Raw genomic sequence first — 25,818 nt, 5'->3', positions numbered from 1 at the left:
CCGGCTGGCCGCCGGCTGCCGTAGGCTGGCTGACCGTGATGCGCATCGGAGTGGTCGGGACCGAGAGCAGCCACGTCGACCATTTCCTCCGCCTGCTCAACGTCGAGCGGCGCTACGGCGACGCCCGGGTCGTCGCGCTGGCCGGCGGCGACACCGAGCGCAACCGCGCGCTCGCCGCGGCCGCCGCGGGCGCACCCCACCTGGTCGACGCGCCGCGCGACCTCGTCGGCGCCGTCGACGCGGTGCTGATCTGCTCGCGCGACGGCCGGGCACACCGGGCAGAGGCGGTCCCGCTGATCGAGGCCGGGCTGCCGGTGTTCGTCGACAAGCCGCTGGCGGCGTCGGCGGCCGACGCGACGGCGATCGTCGACGCGGCCCGGGCGCACGGCGTGCCGCTCTACGAGGGGTCGGCGCTGCGGTTCGTCCCGGCGATCACCGAGCTGGACGGCAATCGGCCGCTCGCCGTCCACGTCACCGGCCCCGCCGACCCGGCCGGACCCTACGGCGGCCTCTACTACTACGGCGTCCATCTGGCCGAGGCCGCGGCCCAGCTGATCGGGGCCACCGAAGCAGCCGGCAAGGTGGACGTGCGCACCGGCGACGGCGCCGTCACGGCGCTCACCACCATCGGCCGGACCCACGTCACGCTGACGTTCGTCGCCGCGCAGGCGCCGTTCCACGCGACGGTGGTGCGGGCGGACGGCATCGAAGCCCGCGAGCTGGCACTGCCGCCGGACTACCTGGCCCCGGTGCTGGACCGGTTCATGACCATCGCCGAGAAGGGCGCGCCGCCGTCGGACGACGAGGCGGCGGCCATGGTGGCTCCGGTGGCGCTGCTCGACGCGATCACGGCGCACCTTCGGTCGCCGAGCCGCGGATGATGCGGCGCAGCTTGGCGTAGCGGTCGGCGTAGTCGCGCTCCGCGCCGCGGGTGCCCGGCTGGTAGTACTGCTTGTCGGCGACGGCGTCGGGCGCGTACTGCTGCTCGACGACGCCGCGGGGGTCGTCGTGGGCGTAGGCGTAGGACGTGCCGTGGCCGAGTTTCTTCGACCCGGAGTAGTGGGCGTCGCGCAGGTGTGGCGGGACCGGGCCGGCCAGCCCGGCGCGGACGTCGGCGACGGCGGCGCCGATGGCGGTGACCACGCTGTTCGACTTCGGCGCCAGCGCCAGCGCGATGACCACCTGGGCCAGCGTGATCTGCGCTTCCGGCCAGCCGATCAGCTGCACCGCCTGGGCGCCCGCGACGGCGGTCTGCAGCGCGGTGGGGTCGGCCATGCCGATGTCCTCGCTGGCGAGGATGACCAGCCGGCGGGCCAGGAACTTCGGGTCCTCGCCGGCCTCGGCCATGCGGGCGAGGTAGTGCAGGCCGGCGTCGGCGTCGCTGCCGCGAATCGCTTTGATCATGGCGCTGGTGACGTCGTAGTGCTGGTCGCCGTCGCGGTCGTAGCGGACGGCGGCGCGGTCGACGGCCTTCTCGGCGACGTCGAGGCTGATGACGCCGTCGACGGCTCCCCCGGCGGCCGCCTCGAGGTAGGTCAGCGCGCGGCGGGCGTCGCCGCCGGCGAGGCGGAGCAGGTGGTCGTGCGCGTCGTCGTCGATGCTGACGGCGCCGTCGAGCCCGCGGGACGAGGCCAGCGCCCGGCGCATGACCTCGCGGATCGCGTCGTCGTCGAGCGGCTCGAGCGTGAGCAGCAGCGACCGCGACAGCAGCGGGCTGATCAGCGCGAAGTACGGGTTCTCGGTGGTGGCCGCGACCAGCGACACCCACCGGTTCTCCACCCCCGGCAGCAGGGCGTCCTGCTGCGTCTTGGAGAAGCGGTGCACCTCGTCGACGAACAGGACGGTGCCGGCGCCGCCGCGGGCCAGCTCCTTCCGGGCGGTGTCGATGATGGCGCGGACGTCCTTCACCCCGGCCGTGACGGCCGACAGCTCGACGAACCGCCGCTGGGTGGCCCGGCTGACGACGTAGGCGAGCGTGGTCTTGCCGGTGCCGGGCGGCCCCCACAGCACCAGCGCCATCGGCTGGTCGTCCTCGACCAGCCGGCGCAGCGGCGTGCCCGGCCCGAGCAGGTGCTGCTGCCCGACGATCTCGTCGAGCGTGCGCGGGCGCATGCGCACCGCCAGCGGCCGGCCGGCGATGTCGTCGTCGGCGCCGGACAGCGACCCGGCGGGCACCGACGGCGTGCCGCCGCCGAACAGACCTTCCTGCTCCATGGGAACGACCCTAGCCACGGACCTGGTCGCGGCACTGCCGCACGACCCGGACCACTTCGTCGCGCTCGGCGTCGTCGAGCTCGGCCGGGCGGTACGGGTCGACGGCGAGCTCGGCCGGCACGATGCCCTCGTCGGCGGCCAGCCAGAGCATGCGCTGGACGTAGCCCTCGTACGGCGGCCGGAACGTCACCCGGGCCACCTCGTCGACGATCGCGGACACCTCCAGGAACCGGGCCGCGGCGTCGCGCGAGGACGTGTGCACGGCCGCCGCGAACGTCTGGACCGCGGCGACGGTGATCTGCACCGCGGCCGCCGCCAGGCCGACCAGTGCGCCCTCGGCGCCCCACATCAGCGACGCGCCGAACATGCGGTCCTCGCCGCTGAGCACCAGCAGGCCGCGGGAGCGGGCGGCGGCGATGGTCTCCTGGCAGGCGATGGCGTCGTGCAGCCGGGCCGGCTTGAACGCGCACACCTCCGGGAGGTCCAGCACCATAGTCAGCGTCTCGAGCGGGTGCGGCCGGGTGTAGAGGTCGAACGCGACCAACGGCAGCCCGGACGCGTCGGCCACCGCCCGGTGGTGGGCGACGACGGCGTCCGGCTCGGTCTCGGCGGGCGGGAACACCAGCAGCGCGTCGGCGCCGGCCGGACCGGCCGCCGCAGCCCACTCGAGGTCGTGCGCGCGCCCCTCGACGCTGGCGCCGACGCCGGCCAGCACCGGGACGCCCAGCGTGGCGGCGCGGCGGACCAGTTCGGCCTTGGTGGCGACGGACAGGTGGTCGCCGCGTCCGGTGTGCGCGGCGACGGCCAGCCCGCCGGCGCCGCCGCGCACCAGCTGCCCGAAGTACGCCTCGCAGACCTCCGGGTCGGTGCTGCCGTCGGCCCGCATCGGCGTCGCCGCCGCGGCCACCAGGGACCACCGCAGCCGTCCGGTCAGCTCCGCCGCACCTCGCGTGTTGGCCACCGATGCAGACTACCCAGTGCCCGGCGGCCGCCGGTCACGGCCGTCCGCCCCAAGAGGGCGTCTGATTGGCGGCGGCCCGGCGCTGGGTGCGACCGAAATGGTTTCCACGCCCGGCGGCGGACACACCTCACCCGTCGCGTGACGCATCAGGGGCGCCGGTTCGGTCTCGATCCGGTCGTGGCGCACGTGAGGTTCCCCCACGAGCGCGAAGAACTGGCGCGAGTCGGCACCACCTACCGGTCAGAACCAGGATCATGGCGCTCTTTGTGTCGCCAGAGCAGCATCAACAGCGCCATGATCATGGTTCTCATCGGACCGGGCCGGATGAGGTGCGCAGACGGCGGAACCGTGGCCGGCGCGTCCTTGTTGCGGGATCCCCACCTCACGGTGTCAGTTGCTCTGGCGACAGCGACGCCACCCGGCAAACACACAGTGTCGGAGCTTCGGAGACCAAGCCAGCTAGCACTGCCCCCGTACCGGCCCGGTGACGTCGTTCGGCTCGTCCAGGACCGGCGCCGGGTCGTTGCCCGAGCAGGACAGCCCGCCGGTGACGCGGTTGCCGGCGAACCGGACGCCGCCGGTGTTGCCGGCCAGCGTGACCGAGCCGCTCACCACCGAGTCCCGGATCGACACCACGCCGGCGCTGCCGGTCACCGTGACCGAGCCGGACACCGTCGCGCCGGACAGCACGACGCCCCCGGCTCGGTCGGCGCGCAGCGGGCCGGACACCGCCGAGTCGGTGACGGTCAGCATGGCGCCCGGGCTCACGGTCACCGGACCCGACACCGTCGCCCCGGTCAGGCAGGTCGTGCCGGTCCGCACCCGCAGCGGCTCCGCGTGCGGACCGGTCACGATGACGTCGCACAGCGGCGCCGCGGCCTGGAACGACGTCCACAGCGCGCCCCGGGTGGAGAGCCGCCGGCCCTCGATCGTCAGCTCGCCGGACCGGTCCAGCGGGACGGTGAAGGTCAGCGACGCCGTTCCGGTGGCATCGGCCCGGACGGTGCCCAGTTGCCGGGCGTCCGGGCGCAGCCACAGCTCCGCCTCCTCGCCCGGCCCGAGCCCGGTGAACGTGACGGTCTGCGGCCGGCCCGCGGGCACCGACTCGGCCGCGGCAGCCGCGGCGGCCGCCGGCCGCGCGCTCGGCGTGTACTCCCACACCCGCGCGTCGCGGCCCAGGAACACGTTGCCGTTGGTGTGCAGGAAGCCGTGCGACACCGGCTGGAACACCCGTGTGCGGTCCAGCGTCACCGGGTCGATGGTGAACATCTTCGCCTGCGACACCACGTACAGCTTGTCGACGTAGGGGTCCCACCAGAGCCGCGATCCGACGTGCGCGTAGGCGATGGTGTCCCATGGATACGGCTCGTAGGTGCGACGTGCCTCGACCTCCCGCGTCTCGACGTCCAGCCGGAACACCGACACGGGGGTGTGGCTCCACAGCCTGCCGTTCTCGTCGAACGCGATCTCGCCGATGGCGCCCTCGCCGGGCATCGGCACGACCTCCCAGAGCTTTCGCCGCTGCTCGACGTCGTAGGCGAAGATCACGGCGTCCTTCTCGGTCGGACGGGGTCCGCCGACGCCCCCGTAGACCGACGTCGCGCCGTAAAGGACGCCGTCCCGGTAGGTCAGTCCGACGACGCTGTGACCGGGCACGACGTCGGTGAACCAGGACTCGCCGGTGCGGGTGTTCAGCAGCGTCAGGCCGCCGCCGGGCGCGCCGTTCTTGGCCACCGTGCCGATGGCGAGGTGGTCGCCGGCCGAGGCCAGCGCGAACGGCCGGGACTGGCCGTGCTCCTCGTACAGCCGCAGGACGGACGCCGGGTTGACGCCGGGCTCGGCCGGCTGCGCCGGGTCGTAGCGGAAGATCTCGCCCCACGGGTAGGTGCCGACGTAGAGCGCGCCGTCGTGGGTGACCATCCCCTCGGCCTGGCCGACCTCGTCGGCGAAGCCCACTTTGGCGCCGGTGGCCGGGTCGTAGCTCGCCAGCCCGCCGGCCAGGAAGCTGCCGGCGTAGAGCAGGCCGTCGGGGCCCTCGGTGAATGAGCGGACGGAGGCCGGCGCGGCGACGGCGTCCGCGCGGCGCGGCTCCGACACCCCGGTCCGCGGCGAATAGACGAAGTAGCCGCCCTGGTGGTCCAGGCCGACGAGGGTGTCGCCGGGCCACGCCGGGTCGCCGAGGTCCACGAAGTCGATGCCGCGGACGTCGCCGATGCCGGTCAGCGCGGTGGCCGCGTAGGAGCGGTCCACGAGGTCGTACGTGTGCAGGGTGCGGTCGCGGACGAAGTAGACGGTGCGCCCGTCGGCCGCCACCGGCGACAGGTTCAGCCCGTATGCGTCCGGGATCTCCTGCACCCAGGCGCCGGCGTCGAGGTCGTAGACGTGCAGCGGCGTGGGCGAGCCGGACTGGCTGAACCGGGCGAACAGCAGCCGGCCGCGGACCTCGAGGTCGTAGAGGCCCGCCGCGGGGTCGGCGCCGGGCGGCAGCCCGAGGTCGCGCCGCTCCCCCGTGGCCGCGTCGATCTCGACGACGGACGCGGTGGCGTGCGTGCCGGCGTACACCTTGCCCTGGGAGGTGGCGATGCCGCGCACGATCAGCGGGTCGGCCGTCGGCGCGAGCGAGGCGAGGTTCGTCGTCGTGCCGGTGGCCGGGTCGTACCGGAACACGTTGGCGCGGGACTGGCCGGTGCCGCCGTAGACGACGCCGTTCTCGTCGTGCGTGATCGACCAGACGAACGTCTCGCCCGGCACGGCGACCCCGAGGTCCTCGACCGACGCCGCGCCCGGCCGCCACCGGTACACGCGTCCCTCGCCGTAGGTGCCGACGTAGACGTCGCCGTTCGGGGTGACGTCCACGGCCCAGGAGCCGGACGAGCCGGGCAGCGGGAACTCGTGCACCCGGCTGCCGTCGCGGGCGTCGACGACGCTGAACACCGCGGGGGTGCCGGACGACACCAGGTACAGCCAGGGCTCGCCGTCCGGTCCCTGCCCGACGGCGGACCCGGGCGCGGTGATGGTGTCCAGTGGCAGCCCGCCGATGTCCTTGAACGACGGGTACTCGGCGGCGTCCGCCGTCACGGTCAGCGTGGCCGCCGCGACCAGCACCGCGCTCAGCCAGGTGAGCAGGCGTCGCATCAGTCCTCCTTGCACTGCCCGGCCACGGGGCCGGTGACGTCGAGGTTCTGGATGACCGGCGCCGGGTCGTTGCCGAAGCAGCTGACCGGTCCGGTGACGGTGGTGTCCACCAGCCAGACGGCGCCGACGCTGCCGGTCACCGACACCGGGCCGGTCACCGTCACGCGGTCGAGGATCACGCCGCCGGCGCCGACGGCGCGCACCGGGCCGAGCACCGAGGAGTCCTCCGCGACCAGCACCGCGCCCGGACTGACCTGCACCGGGCCGCTGACGTCGGCGCCGGACAGGCAGGTGGTCCCGGCGGTGACGGTGACGGGGCCGGCGTGCGGGCCGGTCACCGTGACGTCGCAGGCCGGCTGCGGCCGCAGCGCGAAGTTCCACCGGTACAGCGCCGCGCCGCGGGCGTAGTAGAGGTTGCCTGCCTCGTCCGTGGCCAGTGAGCTGACCCCGGACGACGCCAGCTCGGTCGTCGCCCACGTGGCCGGGTCGACCCGCCACAGGCTGCCGGAGCTGGTGGCGTAGAGGTAGCCGTCGGCGCGGAAGTACAGCTGCCGGTCGTGGCCGTACCTGCTGGTGCTGCGCGGGAACAGCAACTCCGCCCGGGTGACGGCGCGGGTGCCGGGGTCGTAGGTGAAGAGCGTGCCGTCCGAGACGCCCCACAGGGTGCCGTCGTCGTCGAAGGTCAGCCCGCTGACCGCGCCGCCGCCCGGAACCGGGATGATCGTGGAGAGTACCTCGCCGGTGGCGGGGTCGGCGACGAACAGCTCCGCCTCGGTGGCCACCGGGTCGATGCCGTAGCCGCCGTAGATCGAGGTGCCGCCGTAGAGCAGCCCGTCGCGTTCGGCCAGCGACACCACGCTCTGGTCCGGCACCACGTCGCGGTGCGTCACGACCTCGCCGGTGGCCGGATCCCACAGGCTCAGCGCGCCGCCGAGCCGGCCCGACTTCGGCACGCTGCCGACCGCCAGCACGTCACCGACCTGGACGAACGCCTGCGGCCGGTCCTGCTCGTCCGCGATGGCCGCGGGCGGCCCCGGGTTGGTGCCGACGCTCCACGGCTGCGACGTGTCGAAGTCCAGCAGCCCGGCGTTCGGGTAGCGGCCGAACACCAGGTGGTCGCCGTAGGTGCCGAACCCCTCGATCTGCCCGGCGCCGGGCAGCAGTGTCGTGGCGCCGGTGGCCGGGTCGAACCGGGCCATCCCCGGCGGGGACAGGAACGCGCCGACGTACACGCCGCCGTCCGGTCCGGAGCCGAGCGTGGTGATGGTGTTCGGCGCGCCCTGCAGGTCCGCCTCGCTGAGGTACTTCGTCTTCCTCGTCTGCGGGTTCCAGACATAGATGCGCCCGTAGTAGTAGGTCATCGCCAGCGACAGGCCCGGGAAGTCGGGGTCGGCGAGGTCGATCCACGCCCAGCTGCCGGGGAACGCGTTGGGTCCCCAGCCGACCGGCGCGTAGGTGTGAGTGTCGAGGTCGTAGGCGACGATGCCCTGCGCCGCGATGCGGAAGTAGACGTAGCGCCCCGACGGGTCCGGCGCCGAGATGGCGCGGCCGGAGATGCCCGGGACGATGTTCACGAACTCGCCGCTGCCGGTGTCGTAGACCAGCAGGTCGTTCGACGGCTGCACCCGCAGCAGCAGGTACTCGCGGGCCAGCGTCATGTCGTACACGACCTCGTGGGTGTCGTACTGCGGCGGCAGCGCGACCTGCGTGAACGCACCCGACGCGCGGTCGAAGCGGGTCAGCCGGGCGCGCGGCTGGGTGCCGACCCACACGCCGTGCTCGTCCGCCTCCAGCGTGCGGGCATAGGTCTCGCCCGGCACCGCCTGGCCGTGGTTGACGAACTCGCCGGTGGCCGGGTCGAACGAGAACAGCTCGCCGCCCGGGTAGGTGCCACCGAAGACGACGCCGTCCGGCGCCGCGTCGAGGCGCCAGATCCCCTCGCCGGGGAACGGCACGCCCAGCTCCGTCACCGCGTCGTCGCCCGGCGTCCAGGAGTACAGCTGGCCCTCGGTCATGCCGAAGTAGACGGTGCCGTCGGCGGCGCTGAACGTGCTGGCCCAGCTGTTGACGCCGGCCGGCAGCCGCTCGGCGAACACCACCTCGCCGCTGCGCAGGTCGGTGACCTGGAACATCCCGGGCGTCTCCTCGTTGCCCGCGGTGACCCAGTACGCCTGCGGCCGGCCCTGCGCGTCGACGCCCTGCGACTGCTCCTGCGACAGCACGCGGCCCTCGATCGGGTAGCCGAGCGACTCCTCGGCTCCGGCGACGGCGGCCCGCGGCGCGGCCGGGGTGGTTTCAGCATCGGCCACCGGTGCAGTCAGCGACAGCACCAGTGCGGCGGCGACGGCCGCCAGCGACGATCGGTACAGCCTGGTCAAGGGTCCTCCTCGCGAACGTCACATTTCGGCCTGGCCCGTTAGGCGGTCATCCTGGCAGCCGCGCGCGGGCGGCGGCAAGAGGTCGAGCAATTTCGGCCTTGCCCGATATCCGCCGTGCCGATAGCCTCCGGGGTCAGATCCCCCGTCCCGCCGTCTCGGAGGTCCCGCGATGAGAGCGTTGCTGCCCGGATCGGCCGTCCTCGTGCTCGCCCTCGGCGCCGCGGTGGTGGCACCGCCCGCCGCCGCTGAGGACGAGCCCATGGACGCGCCACCGCCAGGCGAGGTCACCTCGCTCGGCACACCGCTGCAGGACGTGCTGCTGATCGGCGGCACGCTCGGCGCCGGCCCGGACGGCGCGCCGGTGCTGTGGAGCGCGTCGTCCGGCGCGCCCGCGCACCTGAACGCCGTCGACCCCACCACCGGCGAGGCGGTCGGCCGGTTCGACCTCACCGGGGCCGGCGGCTCGTGGGCGGTCGACGCCGGTGCGGACGGCTCGGTGTACGTCGGCACCTACGGCGCGGCCGGCCTCTACCGCTGGACGGCGGCGGGCGGCGTCCAGGCGCTCGGCAACCCGATCCCCGGCGAGACGTTCGTCTGGGACGTCTCCGTCGCCGACGACGGCCAGGTGTACGGCGGCACGTCGCCGAGCGGGAAGCTGTTCGGCTACGACCCGGGCACCGGCGCGTTCCGCGACTACGGCCGGCTCTCCCCCGCGCATGCCTACGTGCGCAGCGTCGCTGTGCACGGCGACACGATCTTCGCCGGCACCGAGAACCCCGCCGCCGTGTTCGCCGTCGACCGCGCGACCGGCGGCAGCACCGCGCTGCCGGTGCCCGACGGCCTGGACGTCTCGGCCGCCTGGGCGTACGACGTCGACGTGGTCGGCGACTACCTCTACGTCCGCTACGGCACCGCGTCGCCGAGCCCGCTCCACGTCTGGGACATCGCCGCCGGTCAGTGGGTCGACAGCATCGCGTCGGCGCACGGGCTGGAGCCGTCGCCGCCGGACGAGCAGGGCCGCGTCCACCTGATCGTGGCCGGCGAGCTGGTCCGCTACGACCCCCGCGACGGCAGCACGGTGAGCACCAGCGTGCCGTTCACCGGCCGGGTCGCGAACACCCGCGGCATCGGCTGGGCCGAGCTGGGGCTGCCCGACTACCCCGGCCGCAGCATCGTCGGACTGCTCTGGCGCGGCATGATGTTCCGCTACAACCCCACCACCGGCGCGAGCTCGTTCGTCCAGACCACCATCGAGGGCGAGCCGATCGACATCACCGCGCTCAGCGAGGGCCCGGACGGGCGGGTCTACGCGGGCGGCTTCCTCAACGGCGGCTTCGCGGCCGTCGACCCGGACACCGGCGTCCGCGAGGAGTTCCACACCTTCTCGCAGAGCGAGGCGATGACGACGCATGCCGGCAAGCTCTACGTCGGCGCCTACCCGGACGCCCGCGTCTACGCCTACGACCCGGCGCTGCCGTGGCACAGCCCCGAGTACTCGCCGTCGCCGGACCCCGGCGTCGCCGACAACCCGGCCCGGCTGTTCGACTTCAAGGCCGACCGGCAGATCCGCCCGCGCGCGCTGACCTCGGCCGGCGACCACCTCGCCGTCGGCACCATGCCCGACCTCGGCGAGCTGGGCGGCGTGTTCGCGCTGTACGACGCGGCCGGCGGCGAGCTGGTGCACGCCGAGCGGGACCTGATCGACGACGAGAGCATCGTCGCGCTGGCCTACCGCGACGGCGTCGTCTACGGCGCCACCAGCATCTACAGCGGGCAGAGCGCCACGCCGCCGACGCAGCCCGAGGCCACCGTGTTCGCGTGGTCGGTGGCCGAGAAGCGACTGCTGTGGGAGCTGAACCCGGCGCAGGGCAAGCCGACCATCGGCGGGCTGACGTTCGACGAGGCCGGGCGGCTGTGGGGCCTGGCCGGGACCGGCCTGTTCGCCATCGACGTCGACGCCGCCTCCGTGGTGCAGCGGCTGAGCTTCGGGACGAGCGGCAGCAGCTCCGGCGACCTCGCGCTCAACCCGGCCGACGGCATGCTCTACGCCTCGCCGGCCGGCAACCGGCTGGTCCGGGTGGACCCGTCGACGCTGGCCGTCGAGACGCTGCGGACCGGGACGACGACCCACCTCGCCGCGCACAGCGACGGCGACGTGTACCTCTCCTCCGGCGACGAGCTGCTGCGGTTCACGCCGCGCTGCACGACGACGGTCACCGGCAGCCACAGCGGCGACCTGACCGCGTCGACCGGCACGCTCTGCCTCGACGACGCGACCGTGCGCGGCTCGGTCAGCGTCACCGGCGGCGCCGGCCTGCGCATCGACGGCGGCGCCGTGTTCGGGTCCGTCAGCGCCGACGGCGCCTCGCCGGTGGTCATCGACGGCGCGACGGTGCGCGGCGCGGTCACGCTGGTGAACGGCCCGGCACCGGCCGCCGTCATCTCCGGGTCGACGATCGTCGGGTCGCTGGCCTGCTCGGGCAACGCCGAGGCGCCGACGGACAACGGCGTCGCGAACCGGATCCGTGGTGCGCGCTCCGGGCAGTGTGCGACGCTGTGACCCCTGGTTCAGACGGGAGGAGCGGCGGCATGCGCGTCCTGGTCATCGGCGGCGCCGGCATGGTCGGCAGCAACGTGGTGCCGCACCTCGCGCAGCAGCACACCGTCCGGGTGCTGGACCCCCGGACGGTGACCGCCGAGGGCGTCGAGTCGGTCACCGGTGACGCCCGCTCCCCCGCCGACGTCGCGGCCGCGCTGGAGGGGATCGACGGCGTCGTGCACATGGCCGCGGCGGTCCCCCGGGTGGGCGGGTACGACCCGGTCGCGAACGGGCTGGCCTTCGAGGTCAACGTCGGGTCGCTGCACCTGGCGATGTCGCTGGCCGCGACCGCCGGGGCACGCTCGTTCGTGCACGTCAGCACGATGTCGGTGTTCGGCGACTACGCCGCGCGGCGCATCGACCCGACGGCCGCGCCCGACTCCGGCGAGGTCTACGGGCTGACGAAGCGGCTCGGCGAGCAGGTGGTGGCGGCGCTGTCGCCGGCGCTGAAACTGCCGGCCTGCTCGCTGCGGATGATCTTCCCGACGCCCGATGCCGACTGGCCGCAGTGGCGCTCGCCGGAGGGCTTCCCGCCGCGGGAGATGCGCATGCGCGACGGCACCCCCATCCCGGCGCTGGCCGCGGCCGACCTCGCGGCCGCGATCGACCGCGCCCTGCGGTGGACCGGGCCGTACCGTCCGTTCAGCGTCACCGCCGACGTCGCCGGGGCGTCCATCGTCCCCGACGACACGCAGGAGGCGCTGGGCTGGCGCCCGGTCCGGGTGCCCTGACGGCGTCAGGGCACCGTGTGGACGTCGCGGCCGCCGAGGATCGTCCGCCGCACGGTGGCCTCGGCCAGCTCCTCGACCGGGCGGCTGAGGATGTCGCGGTCCAGCACGACGAGGTCGGCCAGCTTGCCCGCCTCGATGGATCCGGTCAGCCGCTCCTGGCGCAACGCGTAGGCGGCGTCGAGGGTGTAGGCGCGGATCGCGCGTTCGAGGCCGGGGACGGCGTGCGGGCCGATGCGCAGCGACGTCGCGATGTTGGCCAGCGGTGACAGGTCGCCGACGTCGAAGTCGCTGCTGAGGGTTACGGTGGCGCCGGTGTCCATCAGGGTGCGGATCGGCTGCAGCCGGCCCGTGCGTTCGGCGCCGAGCACCGGCTCGTCGCCGCGCCGGTACTCCGGGTCGTCGATGCCGGGCGCGGAGGTCTGGAAGTCGGCGACCACGCCGAGGCGGGCGAACCGCTCGAGGTCGGCCGGGTCCGGGTACTCGATGTGGGTGATGCGGTGACGCGCGCCGAGGTCGCCGTTGCGGCGGCGGGCGTGTTCGATCGCGTCGAGGGCCTCGCGCACGCCGCGGTCCCCGATCGCGTGCAGGTGCACGCTGAAGCCGTCGCGCTCCAGCTCGGTGACGTAGCGGGCCGTCCTGGCCGCGTCGAAGTAGTTCAGGCCGCGGTCGCCCGGGACCGGGGTGCCGACGAGATAGGGATCGAGCAGCGCCGCCGTCAGGTTGCTGGTGATGCCGTCGACGCAGATCTTCACCTCGGCGACGCTGAGCGGCCCGGCCGGCTCGCGCCGGTGCAGGCGGCGCAGCTCGGCCAGTTGCTGGTCATCGGCGAGTTCGGGGTAGGCCCAGAGGCCGAGGGTGGTCCGGGCCTTGAGCCGGCCCTCACGCTCGGCGCGCTGCCACAGCCGCAGCTGGTCGTTCGGCTCGCGCCAGAAGACGCGGGCGTCGGCGACGGAGGTGATGCCGGCCGCGGCCAGCGCGTCCTGGCTCTCCAGCAGCAGCGGGTACTCGTCGTGTGGCAGCAGCTCGGCCAGCCGCGCGGAGTGCACCAGCATCGCGTTGTCGAGCAGCAGCCCGGTGGGCCGTCCGGCGGCGTCGCGCAGGGTGATGCCGCCGGTCACCTCGGGGGTGCCGGGCCCGATGCCGAGCGCGGCCAGCGCCCGGGTGTTGAGCCAGGCGGCGTGGCCGTTGGAGTCGAACATCAGCGCCGGCCGGTCCGGCACGGCGTCGTCCAGCAGCTCGCACGGCGGGCGGCGCGCCTCGGTCAGCCGGGTGACGTCGAAGCCGGCGCCGATCACCCAGCCGGGCGGGCCGCCGCCAGCGCAGTCGCGCAGCTGGCGGACCAACTGCGCGGCGTCGGCGTCGTAGCCGAGCAGGCAGCCGCCGCCGGACCGGCCCTCGATCGGGTGGCAGTGCACGTCGTGGAAGCCCGGCAGGACCAGCCCGCCCGCGGCGTCGACGACCTCGGTGCGCGGACCGATCAGCGGGTCGAGCGCGGCGCGGTCGCCGACCGCCTGAATCCGGTCGCCGGAGATCGCGACGGCCTCGGCCCACGGCCGGCGGCGATCCAGCGTGTATACCCGGCCGCCGGTGATCACGCGGTCGGCCGGCCGGCGCCCGGAGCCGTCGCAGCCGGCGGCGAGCAGGGCGGCGGCCGACGCCGTCAGCAGCCCGCGTCGGGTCAGGCCGGTCGTGAGGTGAGCCATGCGGCGAACGTACATCGGCGCTCTGTTTGAAACAACTCTGTTCCATCTGGCACGTGACTGCTACCCTCGCGGCATGAGCCGGACACCGCGGTCGCTCCTCGACGTCGCCACCGAGGCGCTGCTCGCCAGCCCCGGCGCCTCGCTCACCGAGGTGGCCGCCGCCGCGGGCGTCAGCCGCACCACCCTGCACCGGCACTACCCCACCCGGCAGGCGCTGCTGCTCGCGGTCGCCGAGCACTCCGTCGACCGCGTCGAGCGGGCCTACGCCGACGCCGGCCTGGACGCCGCGGGCGAGGACGCGGAGGCAGCTCTGCGCCGGCTGCTCACGGCGCTGATCCCGCTCGGCCCGCAGCTGGAGTTCGTCCACCGTGAGCGCTCGCTCGACGACGAGCACGGCCTGCACGCCCGCTTCGACGCGCTGGACGACCTCGTGTCCGGCCTGGTCCGGCGCGGCCAGCAGGCCGGGGTGCTGCGCGCCGACCTCCCCGCGTGGTGGCTGGTCTCGTCGCTCAACGGCGCCGTCTACGGCGCCTGGGAGATGATCGACCTCGGCCGGCTCGCCCCGCTCGACGCGCCCGGCCTGCTACTGACCACGCTGCTCGACGGCATCGGCCGCTGACCCGCCGGTGTCCAGGCCGAACACCTCGGCCGCGTTGCGCCACATCACCAGCTCCTCCTCGGCGGCGCTGAGCTCCGCCGCCCGGATGGCGCCCAGCGTGACGGCCGGGTGGATGAGCGTGGCGTCGCTGCCGAACATCAGCCGCTCCGGCCCGACGCGGTCCAGCACCCACCGGATGCGGCCGGGCGCGGGCGTCGACCAGCACGGCTCGAACCAGATGCGGTCGGTCCGCGCGGCCGCCGACGGCGTCAGCCGCCAGTCCGGCCCGCCGAGGTGGGCGGCCACGACGCGGGCGCCGTCGACCCGGGCGACGACGTCGGCGAGACCGACGATCTCGTCGCCCCACGTGTGCACGAGCGCCGGTAGGTCGTGCTCGGCCAGCAGCCGCAGCGCGTCGGCCATGGCGGCCGAGCCGCCGGGCGACCGGGCGTACTGGGTGTGGATCTTCGCGCCCGAGAACAGCCCGGTCGGCAGCAGCTGCGCGAGCTGCGCCGCGGCGACGTCCAGCTCGCGCGGGTCGACGACCAGCAGGCCGCGCAGCCGCGGGTGCTCGCGCAGGACGGGCAGCAGTGCCGGGTTGCCGGTCAGCGGGTCGTACACCACCGCCTCGACCGCCGACACCAGCTGCAGGTCGATGCCGCAGTCGTCCATCACCCGCAGGTTGACCGCCGCGTCGCCGACGTCGGTGCTGAAGAACCACGGGCCCCAGTGGCCGTGCACGTCGATGATCACGCCGCCTCCAGCAGCCGCCGCAGGTTCCCGCCGGTCACCAGCTCGCGCTCCGGCGGCGTCAGGCCGCTGGCCGCCAGCCGGTCGACGACGGCGGCCGCCTCGAACCAGCCGGGCCGGCTGCCGAACACCAGCCGCTCGGCGCCGGCGTCCGCGGCCAGCAGCTCCCAGCCGTCGACGTCGCCGAGCAGCCGGGTCGACGCGTGGAAGCCGGGCTCGTCGCGGGCCAGCAGCACGAAGTCGCCCAGGTGGTAGAAGTGCGCGTCGACGAAGACCGCGCGGACGCCGAGCCCGGCCAGCGCCGGCCCGACGACCCGGACGTCGCCCTCGACCAGCAGTACGAGGCCGGCCGCGGCCACGGCCCGGGCCACCGCGCGCAGGCCGGGCGCCGTCGCCGGGACGCCCTGCCGGTCCGGCGCCAGCCGCACCGCGCGCACGCCCAGCCGCGCCGCCCGCTCCACCTCCGCCAGCGCCGTCAGCGGGTCGCGCAGGTCGACCCCGAACGCCGTGTGCCAGCCGTGCGCCGCGGCGGCCGCGCGGGCCTCGTCGTTGCCGCTCGGCGCGTCGAACAGCAGCGCGCGCAGCGACGTCACCAGCCCGCCGCCGATGCCCAGCGGGCCCAGCGACGCCGCCAGCGCCGGGCCGGTGAGCCGGTCGCCGGTCGCGAGGTCGCGCCCGACCAGCAGGTCGCCGTCCAGGATCACGACGCCGCCACCGCCGTGTGCACCTTGGCGACGGCGTCGACGATGTCGTCGACGTCGGCCGCGGTGAAGTTCTCGTTCCACGGCACCACGACCAGGCGCCGGTAGACGAGGTCCTCGGCCACCGGGCACAGGCCGTCCGGGTAGTCGCGGCCGGTCAGCGGGAAGCCGGACGAGCCGTAGGTGAGCGGCTTGCGCAGCACCGGCTCGGCGTAGAGCGGCCGGGCCAGGTAGCCGGCCAGCGACGGCACGCCCTCGGCCGTCAGCGCCGCCGCGTAGCGCTGCAGCCCGGCCTCGTCCAGGCCGTCGACCAGCAACGGGTAGTACCAGTACACGTGGTCGCCGTCGTCCGGCGCCAGCCCCAGTCCGGGCAGCCCGGCCACCCGGCCCGCGAACGCCGCCGCCGTCGCCCGGCGCCGCTCGACGACGGCGGGCAGCTTGCGCAGCTGCTCGCGGGCGACCGCGCCGACCAGCTCCGTCATCCGGTAGTTCAGCGCGTACGACAGGTAGGCCCGCTCCCCCGTCTCGCGCGGCCAGCCCTTGTCGGCGAACCGGCGCAGCCGCAGCGCGAGGTCCGGGTCGTCGGTGGTGACCAGGCCGCCGTCGCCCGCGGTGATGTGCTTGTACTGCTGCAGGCTGAAGCAGCCCAGCTGGCCGACGGTGCCGGTCAGCGGCCCGCCGGGGCGCACGGGCGCGAGGTAGGCCTGCGCGCAGTCCTCGATCAGCATGATGCCGGCGCGGTCGGTCAGCTCGCGCAGCCGCGCCACCGGGGCCGGCTTGCCGAACAGGTGGACGGCGATGACGGCGCGGGTGCGCGGCCCGATCAGCGCCTCGACGGCGTCGGGGTCGAGGTTGCCGGTGAGCGGGTCGACGTCGGCGAACACCGGCACCGCGTTCTGCGCGATGATCGGGGCGACCGAGCCCATGTCGGAGATCGGCGGGACGATGATCTCGTCGCCGGGCTCCGGGTCGACGGCCGCGACGGCCAGGTGCACCGCCGCGGTGCCGCTGCTGCAGGCCACCGCGTACCGGGTGCCGATCAGCGCGGCGAACTCCTCGGTCAGCGCGTTCACCTCGGTGCCCCAGACGCTGGCCAGCATGCCGCTGCGCAGCACCCGCAGGACGGCGGCCTCCTCCTCCGGGCCGATGGTGCGCCCGCTCGCCTCCAGGGCCGACGGCAACGGCCGCCCGGTGCGCACCGGCGTGCCGCCGTCGATGGCCAGCGTTCCCACAGCCTCGCCTGCTTCCTGTCGAATGACGTTCATCGTATCGGCCTGGCCCGAAATCTGGCCCAGGTGGCTACAGTTGTCGCATGGACACCTCGATCGGCGTGGTCGGCCCACACGACCTGGTCGACAGCGTCGCGACGGTCTGCGAAGAACAGGCCGGGGTGCGGGTGCACCGGTTCGACTACGACCACGAGACGCACGCGTCGGCCATGGTGACGACGCACGCGTCCGGCGTCGACGCCTGGCTGTTCACCGGCATCGTGCCGTACACCCTCGCGCACGACGCGCTGACCCGCCCGGCCGCGTTCGTCGACTACAGCGGGTCGACGCTGCTGGAGGCGCTGGTGCGGCTGCTGCGCGAGGGGCACGACGTCACCCGGCTCTCCGTCGACACCCTCGATCCCGCGCAGGTGCACGGCACGCTGCGCGACGCCGGCGTACCCGTCGCCGAGGTGCGCGCGCTGCCGTACCGGCCCGGCGCCACGGCGGCCGACTTCGCCGCCTTCCACCGCCGCCACGCCGCCCGTCACCAGGGCGCCGTCGCCGTCACGTGCCTGGCGTCGGTGCACGACCAGCTCGCCAGCGAGCTGCCGGTGTTCCGGCTGGCGCCGTCGCGGCAGTCGGTCCGCGGCGCGCTGCGCCAGCTGCTGCTCTCGGCCACCAGCCAGATCCAGGAGGACGCCCAGGTCGCGCTCGGCCTGGTCGAGGTCTCCCCCGCGTCCGAACTCGACGACCTCGCCCGCGAGGTGGGGCTGCTGGGCGGCTCGCTGTCGCAGTACTCCGAAACGCTGTCGCTGATCGTCACCACCCGCGGGCCGCTGCACGACGCCTCGCACGGGTTCACCGCGCTGCCGCTGCTGCACCGCCTCGGCCAGCGGCACGACGTCGTGCGCATCGGCTTCGGCATCGGGCACAGCGGCGCCGAGGCCGAGCGGCTGGCCCGCCGGGCGCTGGCCCGGGCCCGCAGCCACGGCGACGTCGCCGCCGTCGTGTCCTCGCGCAACGACGTCGACATCCTGCTCGAGACCGTCGCGCCGGCCCAGGCGCCGAAGCCCGACCAGAGCCGGGCCGTCGTCGCCAGCCGCGTCGGGCTCTCGGTCGGCACGCTGGACCGCCTCCGCGAGATCACCACGGCCACCGCCGACCGCCCGCTCACCACGCGCGACGTCGCCGACGGACTCGGTGTGCAACTGCGGACGGCACGCCGGATCCTGCAGCGACTGGAACTCGCGGGGTGTGCGGAGCGGTCGGGCAGCCTGGACTCGGGGACCATCGGGCGGCCGCTGACGCTGTACCGGATCACGCTGTGACATCTCGCCGGGAGCTCACGCTCGGAGCCAGTGGTCCAGCCGTTCGGCGATGAAGGTGTCGTCGCGCAGGCCGGGGTAGGCCGCCCAGATGCGGTCGATCTCGTCGAGCTGGCCGGGTGAGAGCACCTCGGTCTCGTCCAGGCACCAGAGCCCGGCCAGCAGGCCCTGGCGGCGCAGCACCTCGTGGATGCCGGGCACGCAGCCGTGGAAGGCGTGCGCGGCGTCGAAGATCGCGGCGTTGGCGTCGGTGAGGGCCGGGTTCACCGCCAGCAGCTCACGCAGCGCCGCGTCGTCACCGGCCCGCGCCTTCCGGGCCGTGGCGAGGATGTCGACCGCGCCGCGCACCCACACCGCCCACTGCCCGAGCAGCCCGCCGACCACCTCGATCCGCTGCCCGCCGACGTCGTAGCCGGTCAGCAGGTCCATCACGATGTGGTCGTCGTTGCCCGTGTAGAGCGCGATGTCACCGGCCCGCCCGGACGCGGCCAGCCCGTGCACCACCTCGAGGGTGGCGTACCGGTCGAACGGCGCGACCTTCACCCCGGCGACGGTGGGCTGTTCGGCCAGCCGCCGCCAGAACTCCCGCCCCAGCACCCGCCCGCCGACCGCCGGCTGCAGGTAGAACCCGATCACCGGGATCACCTCGCCGACCGCGCGGGCCCGGTCCAGCAGCTCGTCCTCCGACGCGTCGCCGGTGCCGTACGGGGTCAGCAGCGCGAGGTCGTAGCCCAGGTCACGGGCCAACTCGGCCTCGGCGACCGCCTGCTCCGCCGGCCCGACGATCCCGGTGACCAGCACCGGCGCCTGCTCGGGGTACTCCGCGGCGGTCTCGGCGGCCAGCTCCAGCACCGGCGCCAGCAGCCCGCGGCCCGGCTCGTGCACCGCGAACTGCGTGGTGTGCACCGCCACCGCCAGACCGGTCGCGCCGGCCTCGACGTAGTACCGCGACAACGCCCGCTGCCGCCGTTCGTCCAGCTTGCGGTCCTCGTCCAGGGCAAGCGGGTGCGCCGGGATCACACCACCGGCCAGGAACCGGTCCAGCGCCGCCATCAGAACTTCCCGTCCCGTCGCTGGAACTTGGTCGGCTTCCCCAAGGTCGGCAACCCCGCACGCACCCAGTGCGCGCTCGCCTCGACCAACTCCGGCACCGTCACATCCGGGTAGCCGAACAGCGCGTGACAACGCTGCGCGTTGCTCAGCAGCGCCGTCGACGCCTCCTCACCGGTGAACTCCACCGGCCGGTCCAGCGCGGCCGCCAGGTCGGTGGCCAGGCGCCGCACCCCCAGCGTCTCCGGGCCGGTCAGGTTCAGCAGCAGCGGCGGCGTCGACGCGTGCAGCAGCGCCCGCAGCGTCACCTCGTTCGCGTAGCCCTGCCAGACCAGGTTCAGGCTGCCCATCGTCACGTCGACCGGCTCGCCCGCGTCGATCGTCTGCGCCAGATCGATCAGCACCCCGTAGCGCATCTCGACGGCGTAGTTGAGCCGGATGATCGCCATCGGGGTGCCGTCACGCTGCGACGCGGCCTGCAGGACCCGCTCGCGGCCCAGGCAGGACATCGCGTACTCGCCGATCGGGCCCGGCAGCGTCTCCTCCGTCGCGCCGCCACTGCCGACACCGGTCAGCGGGTACACGTTGCCGGTAGACAACGCGCTGACGCGGCTGCCCGCATACCGCCGCGCCACCCGCCCCGGCAGGTACACGTTGGTCTCCCAGGTGCCGGCCTGATTGCCCTCGGTGCCGAACTTCGCGCCCACCAGGTAGACGACGTTCGCCGCATCCGGCAACCCCGCCAGTTGGTCGTCGTCGGCGATGTCGGCCGCGACCACCTCAGCGCCGGTCGCCTCCATCGCCTCACGCGCGCCCGCACCGCCGTAACGCGACACCGCGAACACCCGGGCACCGGTACCGGCCTCCTCGATGCCCCGCACCGCCAGCCGCACCAAGCTCACACCCAGCTTGCCGCTCGCCCCCAACACCACCACATCGCCGTCGAGCCGGCGCAGATCCGCCACCAGGCCCGCCCGTGGCCGCGACAACCGCTCGTCGAGCTCGTCGATGCTCCGCACCCGCACCCTCCATCATCCGTACTTACGGTCTAGACCGTATTTGTCGGAGCAGGATGATGTCAAGACGGGAACTTGCGCTGAAACGGGCGGTTATTCGGCGGCCAGGCCGGCCCCGTAGACGATGGCGAACCCCACGGCGAAGCCCGCCGCGGAATGGTCGAAGATCAGGGCCAGCAACAGCCCTAGTCCGAACGCGACCATGAACCTCTTAGCCAGCTTCTGACCCATCGCCACTCCCTGCAGTGGTGGGGACAACGCTGGCTCCATGATCGTCCCGACCGCCCGGGAACGCGCAAGCGGAAGTCTCACATTGAGGGACGGCGCCCGGGGGTTCGTCCGGTTGTGTCGCGGTACGTCATCCCCCGCCCGCCCGATCACGATCCGGCGTGTTGACGCCAGCGCCAACTGTTGGCGCCCTGGTCACCCCCCGCGCCGACAACTCCCCACCCGCCGAGCCCGGGCCGGGGCACGAGCACGAGATCGACTGTGACCTGTGTCATGCGGTTCCTGTCAGGAATCGGAGGGCTGTCCCGTTCAACTCACGACGAGCAGAACGGACCGACAGGAGCAGCACACATGAAGCACCGCATCGTCGTTCTCGGCGCCGGCTACGCCGGGGCCTACGTGGCCGGGAACCTGGCCCGCCGGCTGTCCCCGGCGGACACCGAGATCACCGTGGTCAACGCCGCGCCGGACTTCGTCCAGCGGCAGCGGCTGAACCAGCTCGCAGCCGGCCGGGAGGTCCCGGCCCCGCCGCTCACCGAGGTCTTCGCGGGCACGCAGATCCAGCTGCGGCTGGCCCGGGTCACCGCCGTCGACCCCGAGCGCCGGGTCGTCGCGGTGGCCGACGCCGACGGCGGTGGCGAGGTCGGCTACGACACGCTGGTGTACGCGCTGGGCAGCCACGTCGCCGGCCACATCGTGCCCGGGGTGGCCGAGCACGCCTTCGACGTCGCCGGCCGGCCGTCCGCGCTGCGGCTGCGCGAGCACCTGGACGGCCTGGACGCCCGGGGCGACGGCGGCACGGTGCTGGTCGTCGGCGACGGGCTGACCGGCATCGAGACCGCCACCGAGATCGCCGAGGCCCGGCCCGGGTTGTCGGTGTCGCTGCTCGCCCGCGGCGAGCTGGCCGCCCGGCTCTCCGACGGCGCCCGCGACCACCTGCGCCGGGCCTGCGACCGGCTGGGCATCACCGTGCTGGAGCACACCGGCGTCGAAGCCGTCGAGGCCACGCGGGTGCGGTGCGCCGACGGCACCGTCCTGGCGTCCGACGCGACGGTGTGGACGGCCGGGTTCGCCGTCAGCCCCATCGCCGCCGCGAGCGGCCTGGAGGTCACCGAGAACGGTCAGATCGTCGTCGATCGCACCATGCGGTCGGTCTCGCACCCGGACGTCTACGCCGTCGGCGACAGCGTCCACATCATCGGCGAGAACGGCCGGCAGCTGCCGATGAACTGCGGTTCGGCCGGCTTCACCGGCCGGCAGGCCATCGAGGCGATCGTGGGACGCCTGACCGGCCGCGAGATCGCGAACGTCAAGCTCGTCTACTGGTACAACGCCATCAGCCTCGGACGGCGCGACGGGATCCTGCAGCTGATCGACGGCGCCGCGCAGGCCAGGCCGACGTTCGTGCGCGGCCGGAAGGCCGTGCGGATCAAGGCGGGCATCCAATGGGGGGCGCTGCAGGGAACCAAGCACCCGGCGGCGTTCGGCCGGCCCAGGCGCCGGCGCCGCCTGGCCACCGTGTCGGACGACGCCCGGACGACGGTCCGGTGACCGTCTAGCGTGGTCCGCGTGGACGGCACCGCCACCGATCGCTTCGACACCGGCCGGTTCGAGGCCAGCCGGAACCGGCTGGCCTCGCTGGCCTACCGGCTGCTGGGGTCGGCCATCGAGGCCGAGGACGCCGTGCAGGATGCGTTCCTGCACTGGCAGGCCGCCGACCGGCAGCGGATCGAGGTACCGGAAGCCTGGCTGACCAAGGTCGTCACCCACCTGTGCCTCGACCGGCTCCGCTCGGCGCGGGTCCGCCGCGAACGCAGCGCCGGCGCCTGGCTGCCCGAACCGCTCCTGGCCGGCGACCCGATGCTCGGCCCGGCCGACACCTACGAGCAGCGTGAATCGGTCTCACTGGCCGTTCTGACGCTCATGGAGCGCCTGTCGCCGCTGGAGCGGGCCGTCTACCTCCTGCGCGAAGCCTTCTCCTACCCGCACGCCGAGATCGCCGAGATCCTCGACATCACCGAGTCCGCCAGCCAGCAGCACCTGCACCGGGCCCGCCGCCGCGTCACCGCGTCGCGTCCCCGCGGCGGCGACGTCGACCCGGCGGCCGCCCGCAGGATCGTCGAGGAGTTCTTCACCGCCGCCGCCTCGGGCCGCACCGAACCGCTGGTGGCGCTGCTCACCGACGACGCGACCGCGATCTCCGACGGCGCCGGCCTGACCGAGACGCTGCTGCGGTACGACACACCGCAACGGATCGCGGCCATCGCCCGGGCCGGTTTCACGCCCACCTCCGCGAAACGGCGATTCGCCGGTGGCACGCCCGCCGTCCACTACGCGCTCGTCAACGGCTCCCCCGCCATCCTCTTCGTGCTCGGCGACCACGTCGTCGGCGCGGTGACGTTCGACCTCACCGGCGGCAGGATCGCCGCCGTCCACGGCGTCGCCGCACCTGCCCGCCTCCTCCGCCTCGCCGAGGCCTGGCGGCGGCACGAGCCGGGCCCGCCGCTCGTCACCCAGTGGTGATCCGGCGCCGGCCCGAGGTCACCGGGACGCCGGGAAGGCCCGGTCGTCGCCGAACACCCGCTCCGCCGCGGCGATGACGTCGTCGGCGCCGTCCGGTCCGGCCATCAGCTGCGGCTGGCGCAACCAGAACACCGTCGCGGCGGCGCCCTCCGCGCCGGGCGCCGGCAGCGCCCGGGCCAGGCCCCGCAGCGGCTCCAGCCCGCCCAGCGGCGGGTAACCGGCGTCGACGGGCACGCCCTCGGCCTCCAGGGCGCGGCTCACCCAGTCGCGATCGACGCCCGGCGCGGCCCGCAGCATCAGCAGGTGCCGCGAGTCGGCCGTCGTCCCGGCGGGCTGCGGCACCACCGCGACCGGGCGGTCCGCGGCGGCCAGGCCGGCCGCCACCCGCCGGGCGAACGCGTCGCGCGCGGCGACCTCGTCGTCCAGGCGGTCCAGCCACGGCAGCAGCAGCGCCGCCTGCAGCTCCGTCATGCGCAGGTTCCAGCCGACCTCGGCGTGGTGGTACCAGGCGCCGTCGCGGACCCGGCCGACGTTGCAGGCCGACCACACGCGGGCGGCCAGGTCGTCATCGTTCGTGACGATCAGCCCGCCCTCGCCGGCCGTCATCGCCTTGCTGGACTGGAAGCTGAACGTCCCCGCCGTCCCGTGCGACCCGACCGGCCGGCCGCGGTAGGACGCACCGTGCGCCTGCGCGCTGTCCTCGATGACGGCCAGCCCGTGCTCGGCGGCCAGCGCCAGCAGCTCGTCCAGCGGCGCCGGGCTGCCGGCCAGGTGGACGGGCATGACGGCGCGGGTCCGGTCGGTCAGTGCCGGCCGGACGGTGCCGGCCGTCAGGTGCAGGTGGCCGGGGTCGACGTCGGCGACCACCGGCACCGCGCCGAGCAGCAGCACCGCCGTCGCGCAGGCGACGAACGTGTAGGCCGGCACGACCACCTCGTCGCCGGGCCGGACGCCGGCCGCGCGCAGCGCCACGAACAGCGCCAGCGTGCCGTTCGTCAGCACGACGCCGTGCTTCGCGCCGTGCCGCCCGGCGAACTCCGCGGCCAGCCGCTCGCACAGCGGTCCGGACGTCGCGCCCCAGTGCCCGCTGTCGACCACCTCGGCGAGCAACTTGCGCTGCGCGTCCGACGCGGGCGGCGGCCAGGCCGGCCAGGGTGCGGTGCGGACGGGCGTGCCGCCGTCGATCGCGAGGGTCGTCATGGCATCTCCTGCAGGGCGGTGGGAAGGCGCCGGCCGAGCAGCCGGGCGGCGTTGCCGCCCAGCACCAGCGCGCGGTCGGCGTCTGACAAACGGGCCAGGCGTACCTTCCCCAGGCCCGGCCGCGGGTCGAGGAAGCACGCGTCGGTGCCGAACAGCACCCGGTCCGCGCCGGCGATCGCGACCATGCGCTCCAGCCAGCGGGTGGTGAGCCGGGAGCCGCAGATCTCCAGGTACAGGTTCGGCTGGGCGGCGGCCAGTCGCGCGGCGCTGTCGTAGCCGTCCGGCCACAGCCCGGCGTGCCCGACGAGCAGCGCGACGTCCGGGTGGCGGCGGGCCAGCTCGGCGAGGTCACCGGGGTCGGAGTACGGCGAGCGGGTCTGCCCGTGCGACAGCACCGGGACGCCCGCCGCGGCGGCCAGCTCGAGCAGCGGCTCGTACCGCGGGTCGGTCGCCGGGCACAGGTGGGTGTCCGGATGCAGCTTCAGGCCCCAGACGCCGGGCCGGTCCAGCTGGTCGCGCAGCAGCGCGGCCGCGTCCGGATGGTGCGGGTCGGCGACCAGCCAGACGCCGAGCCGGTCCGGGTACCGGTCGGCCTCCGCGAGCGCCAGCTCGTTGCCGGCGACGGTGTCGCGGCCGACGGCGAGCAGGTGCGACACGCCGACCGCGTCGATGCCGATCGCCGCGTTGGTGTCCAGCAGCCAGGCCGCGTCCGGCTCGGGCACGAAGAAGTCCGCCCACGCGCCGACGTGGCCGTGCGCATCGATGACCGGGCTCATGGCCGCTCCCCCGCCCGCAGCGCGTCGAACGAGCCGGAGGCGATCAGCTCGACGTCCGCGTCCGGCAGCCGCAGGTGCTCCAGCTGGAACCGCGGGCCGGCGTCGTCCCACACCGGCGCCCCGGTGCCGAACACCAGCCGGTGCGCGCCGGCCCGGCGGGCCAGCCACTCGATCGCGCCGGCCGCGACCAGCGTGCCGGTCTCGACGGACGCGCCCGGGTGGGCGGCCAGCAACTCGGCCAGTTCGCGCAGCGACCGGTAGCCGGGCGAGAGCACCAGCACCCGCAGCTCCGGCACCGCCGTCAGCAGGGCGCGGATGCGGTCCAGGCCGGTCTCGCCGGCGTCCAGCGCCAGCGGGATGCCGGCCGCGGCCAGCTCCTGCCACCAGCCCAGCGCCACCGGCCCGGTCAGCGCGAACCGGTGCCGCACCGGGCAGGCCCGCACCATCGCCGGTGCGGACGCGACGACGATGCCCGGGTCGCCCGGCCAGCCGGCCCCGGGCACCGCGGGCAGGACGACCGGGACGGTGACCAGCCGCTCGTGCCGGGCCTCGGCGGGCTGCTCGGTGGCGGGGTCGCCGTACAGCCCGCCGCTCGGCGTGACGGCGGCGCCGTCGATGCCGAGGTGGTCCAACTCCGCGAGCAGCCCCGCGACGTCCGCGGACGGCACGTGGTCGCCGGGGATCGGGCCGAGCAGCCGGTGGGCGTCGAAGATCCGCAC

The 25,818-nt window shown here is 74.6% G+C and carries 21 protein-coding genes; 7 read left to right on the top strand and 14 right to left on the bottom strand.

The window, feature by feature from the left end; genetic code table 11:
• Nucleotides 1-38: 38 nt before the first annotated feature.
• Nucleotides 39-881 (top strand): Gfo/Idh/MocA family oxidoreductase, encoded by an 843-nt coding sequence (locus tag ACW62_RS00315; RefSeq protein WP_053202098.1) that lies wholly within the window; start codon nucleotides 39-41, stop codon nucleotides 879-881.
• Here ACW62_RS00315 and ACW62_RS00310 read toward each other — a convergent pair.
• From ACW62_RS00310 to ACW62_RS00295, 4 genes are all read right to left on the bottom strand, one after another.
• Nucleotides 847-2,214 carry a replication-associated recombination protein A gene (locus ACW62_RS00310; RefSeq protein ID WP_053202097.1) on the bottom strand — a complete coding sequence of 456 codons (1,368 nt, stop codon included), beginning with the start codon at nucleotides 2,212-2,214 and terminating at the stop codon, nucleotides 847-849. The genes ACW62_RS00315 and ACW62_RS00310 overlap by 35 nt on opposite strands.
• 10 nt (nucleotides 2,215-2,224) lie before the next feature.
• Nucleotides 2,225-3,175: a dihydrodipicolinate synthase family protein gene (locus tag ACW62_RS00305; protein WP_053202096.1), complete on the bottom strand. Its 951-nt coding sequence runs from the start codon at nucleotides 3,173-3,175 to the stop codon at nucleotides 2,225-2,227.
• Between the two features lie 459 nt (nucleotides 3,176-3,634).
• Nucleotides 3,635-6,310, bottom strand: coding sequence for a hypothetical protein (locus ACW62_RS00300; protein ID WP_053202095.1), 2,676 nt, complete (start codon nucleotides 6,308-6,310; stop codon nucleotides 3,635-3,637).
• The gene (locus ACW62_RS00295; RefSeq protein WP_053202094.1) at nucleotides 6,310-8,688 is read right to left on the bottom strand and encodes a ligand-binding sensor domain-containing protein; all 2,379 of its coding nucleotides are present in this window, start codon (nucleotides 8,686-8,688) and stop codon (nucleotides 6,310-6,312) included. Before ACW62_RS00295 ends, ACW62_RS00300 begins: the two co-directional genes overlap by 1 nt.
• 169 nt (nucleotides 8,689-8,857) lie before the next feature.
• On the opposite strand from ACW62_RS00295, the gene ACW62_RS00290 reads away from it, so the two are divergent.
• Entirely contained in the window at nucleotides 8,858-11,248 is a 2,391-nt protein-coding gene (locus ACW62_RS00290) for a PQQ-binding-like beta-propeller repeat protein (protein ID WP_083458961.1), read from the top strand.
• A gap of 29 nt (nucleotides 11,249-11,277) precedes the next feature.
• Complete coding sequence (locus ACW62_RS00285; RefSeq protein ID WP_053202092.1) at nucleotides 11,278-12,018, top strand: NAD-dependent epimerase/dehydratase family protein; 741 nt, start codon at nucleotides 11,278-11,280, stop codon at nucleotides 12,016-12,018.
• Between the two features lie 5 nt (nucleotides 12,019-12,023).
• On the opposite strand, the gene ACW62_RS00280 is transcribed toward ACW62_RS00285, so the two are convergent.
• Complete coding sequence (locus ACW62_RS00280) at nucleotides 12,024-13,721, bottom strand: amidohydrolase (protein ID WP_053202091.1); 1,698 nt, start codon at nucleotides 13,719-13,721, stop codon at nucleotides 12,024-12,026.
• A gap of 73 nt (nucleotides 13,722-13,794) precedes the next feature.
• Between ACW62_RS00280 and ACW62_RS00275 the strand changes: the two genes are divergently transcribed.
• Complete coding sequence (locus ACW62_RS00275; protein ID WP_053202090.1) at nucleotides 13,795-14,340, top strand: TetR/AcrR family transcriptional regulator; 546 nt, start codon at nucleotides 13,795-13,797, stop codon at nucleotides 14,338-14,340.
• On the opposite strand, the gene ACW62_RS00270 is transcribed toward ACW62_RS00275, so the two are convergent.
• The 3 genes from ACW62_RS00270 to ACW62_RS00260 are packed head-to-tail and all read right to left on the bottom strand — an operon-like array spanning nucleotide 14,305 to nucleotide 17,002.
• Nucleotides 14,305-15,072, bottom strand: coding sequence for an amidohydrolase family protein (locus ACW62_RS00270; RefSeq protein WP_053202089.1), 768 nt, complete (start codon nucleotides 15,070-15,072; stop codon nucleotides 14,305-14,307). The two genes, ACW62_RS00275 and ACW62_RS00270, sit on opposite strands and share 36 nt — an antisense overlap.
• Nucleotides 15,069-15,773 carry an amidohydrolase family protein gene (locus ACW62_RS00265; protein ID WP_053202088.1) on the bottom strand — a complete coding sequence of 235 codons (705 nt, stop codon included), beginning with the start codon at nucleotides 15,771-15,773 and terminating at the stop codon, nucleotides 15,069-15,071. The genes ACW62_RS00270 and ACW62_RS00265 overlap by 4 nt, the downstream gene beginning before the upstream one ends.
• Nucleotides 15,770-17,002 (bottom strand): DegT/DnrJ/EryC1/StrS family aminotransferase, encoded by a 1,233-nt coding sequence (locus ACW62_RS00260; RefSeq protein WP_205629043.1) that lies wholly within the window; start codon nucleotides 17,000-17,002, stop codon nucleotides 15,770-15,772. The genes ACW62_RS00265 and ACW62_RS00260 overlap by 4 nt, the downstream gene beginning before the upstream one ends.
• Before the next feature lie 80 nt (nucleotides 17,003-17,082).
• On the opposite strand from ACW62_RS00260, the gene ACW62_RS00255 reads away from it, so the two are divergent.
• Nucleotides 17,083-18,309, top strand: a complete 1,227-nt coding sequence (locus ACW62_RS00255) for a response regulator (protein ID WP_053202087.1) — start codon at nucleotides 17,083-17,085, stop codon at nucleotides 18,307-18,309.
• Nucleotides 18,310-18,324: 15 nt separating this feature from the next.
• Here ACW62_RS00255 and ACW62_RS00250 read toward each other — a convergent pair whose 3' ends face one another.
• The 3 genes from ACW62_RS00250 to ACW62_RS33660 form a co-directional block, all read right to left on the bottom strand.
• Entirely contained in the window at nucleotides 18,325-19,359 is a 1,035-nt protein-coding gene (locus ACW62_RS00250) for a dihydrodipicolinate synthase family protein (RefSeq protein WP_053202086.1), read from the bottom strand.
• Complete coding sequence (locus tag ACW62_RS00245) at nucleotides 19,359-20,375, bottom strand: NAD-dependent epimerase/dehydratase family protein (protein WP_053202085.1); 1,017 nt, start codon at nucleotides 20,373-20,375, stop codon at nucleotides 19,359-19,361. The genes ACW62_RS00250 and ACW62_RS00245 overlap by 1 nt, the downstream gene beginning before the upstream one ends.
• Nucleotides 20,376-20,465: 90 nt before the next feature.
• Nucleotides 20,466-20,603 (bottom strand): hypothetical protein, encoded by a 138-nt coding sequence (locus ACW62_RS33660; RefSeq protein WP_157574245.1) that lies wholly within the window; start codon nucleotides 20,601-20,603, stop codon nucleotides 20,466-20,468.
• A 348-nt stretch (nucleotides 20,604-20,951) separates the two neighbouring features.
• On the opposite strand from ACW62_RS33660, the gene ACW62_RS00240 reads away from it, so the two are divergent.
• Both ACW62_RS00240 and ACW62_RS00235 read left to right on the top strand, forming a co-directional pair.
• On the top strand, nucleotides 20,952-22,151 hold the full coding sequence (locus ACW62_RS00240; protein ID WP_053202084.1) for an NAD(P)/FAD-dependent oxidoreductase: 1,200 nt from the start codon (nucleotides 20,952-20,954) through the stop codon (nucleotides 22,149-22,151).
• Between the two features lie 18 nt (nucleotides 22,152-22,169).
• Nucleotides 22,170-23,123: a sigma-70 family RNA polymerase sigma factor gene (locus ACW62_RS00235; protein ID WP_205629042.1), complete on the top strand. Its 954-nt coding sequence runs from the start codon at nucleotides 22,170-22,172 to the stop codon at nucleotides 23,121-23,123.
• Between the two features lie 18 nt (nucleotides 23,124-23,141).
• On the opposite strand, the gene ACW62_RS00230 is transcribed toward ACW62_RS00235, so the two are convergent.
• From ACW62_RS00230 to ACW62_RS00220, 3 genes are read right to left on the bottom strand one after another with little or no spacing between them, the layout of a single operon-like run.
• Entirely contained in the window at nucleotides 23,142-24,323 is a 1,182-nt protein-coding gene (locus ACW62_RS00230) for a DegT/DnrJ/EryC1/StrS family aminotransferase (protein WP_053202082.1), read from the bottom strand.
• Nucleotides 24,320-25,099, bottom strand: coding sequence for an amidohydrolase family protein (locus ACW62_RS00225; protein WP_053202081.1), 780 nt, complete (start codon nucleotides 25,097-25,099; stop codon nucleotides 24,320-24,322). The genes ACW62_RS00230 and ACW62_RS00225 overlap by 4 nt, the downstream gene beginning before the upstream one ends.
• Entirely contained in the window at nucleotides 25,096-25,818 is a 723-nt protein-coding gene (locus ACW62_RS00220; RefSeq protein ID WP_053202080.1) for an amidohydrolase family protein, read from the bottom strand. Before ACW62_RS00220 ends, ACW62_RS00225 begins: the two co-directional genes overlap by 4 nt.

The sequence above is a fragment of the Jiangella muralis genome (genome assembly GCF_001270745.1).
In the GTDB taxonomy this organism is placed as follows: domain Bacteria; phylum Actinomycetota; class Actinomycetes; order Jiangellales; family Jiangellaceae; genus Jiangella; species Jiangella muralis.
The sequence above is the reverse complement of the archived record's forward strand: the minus strand, read 5'-3'. Positions and strand labels throughout refer to the sequence as shown.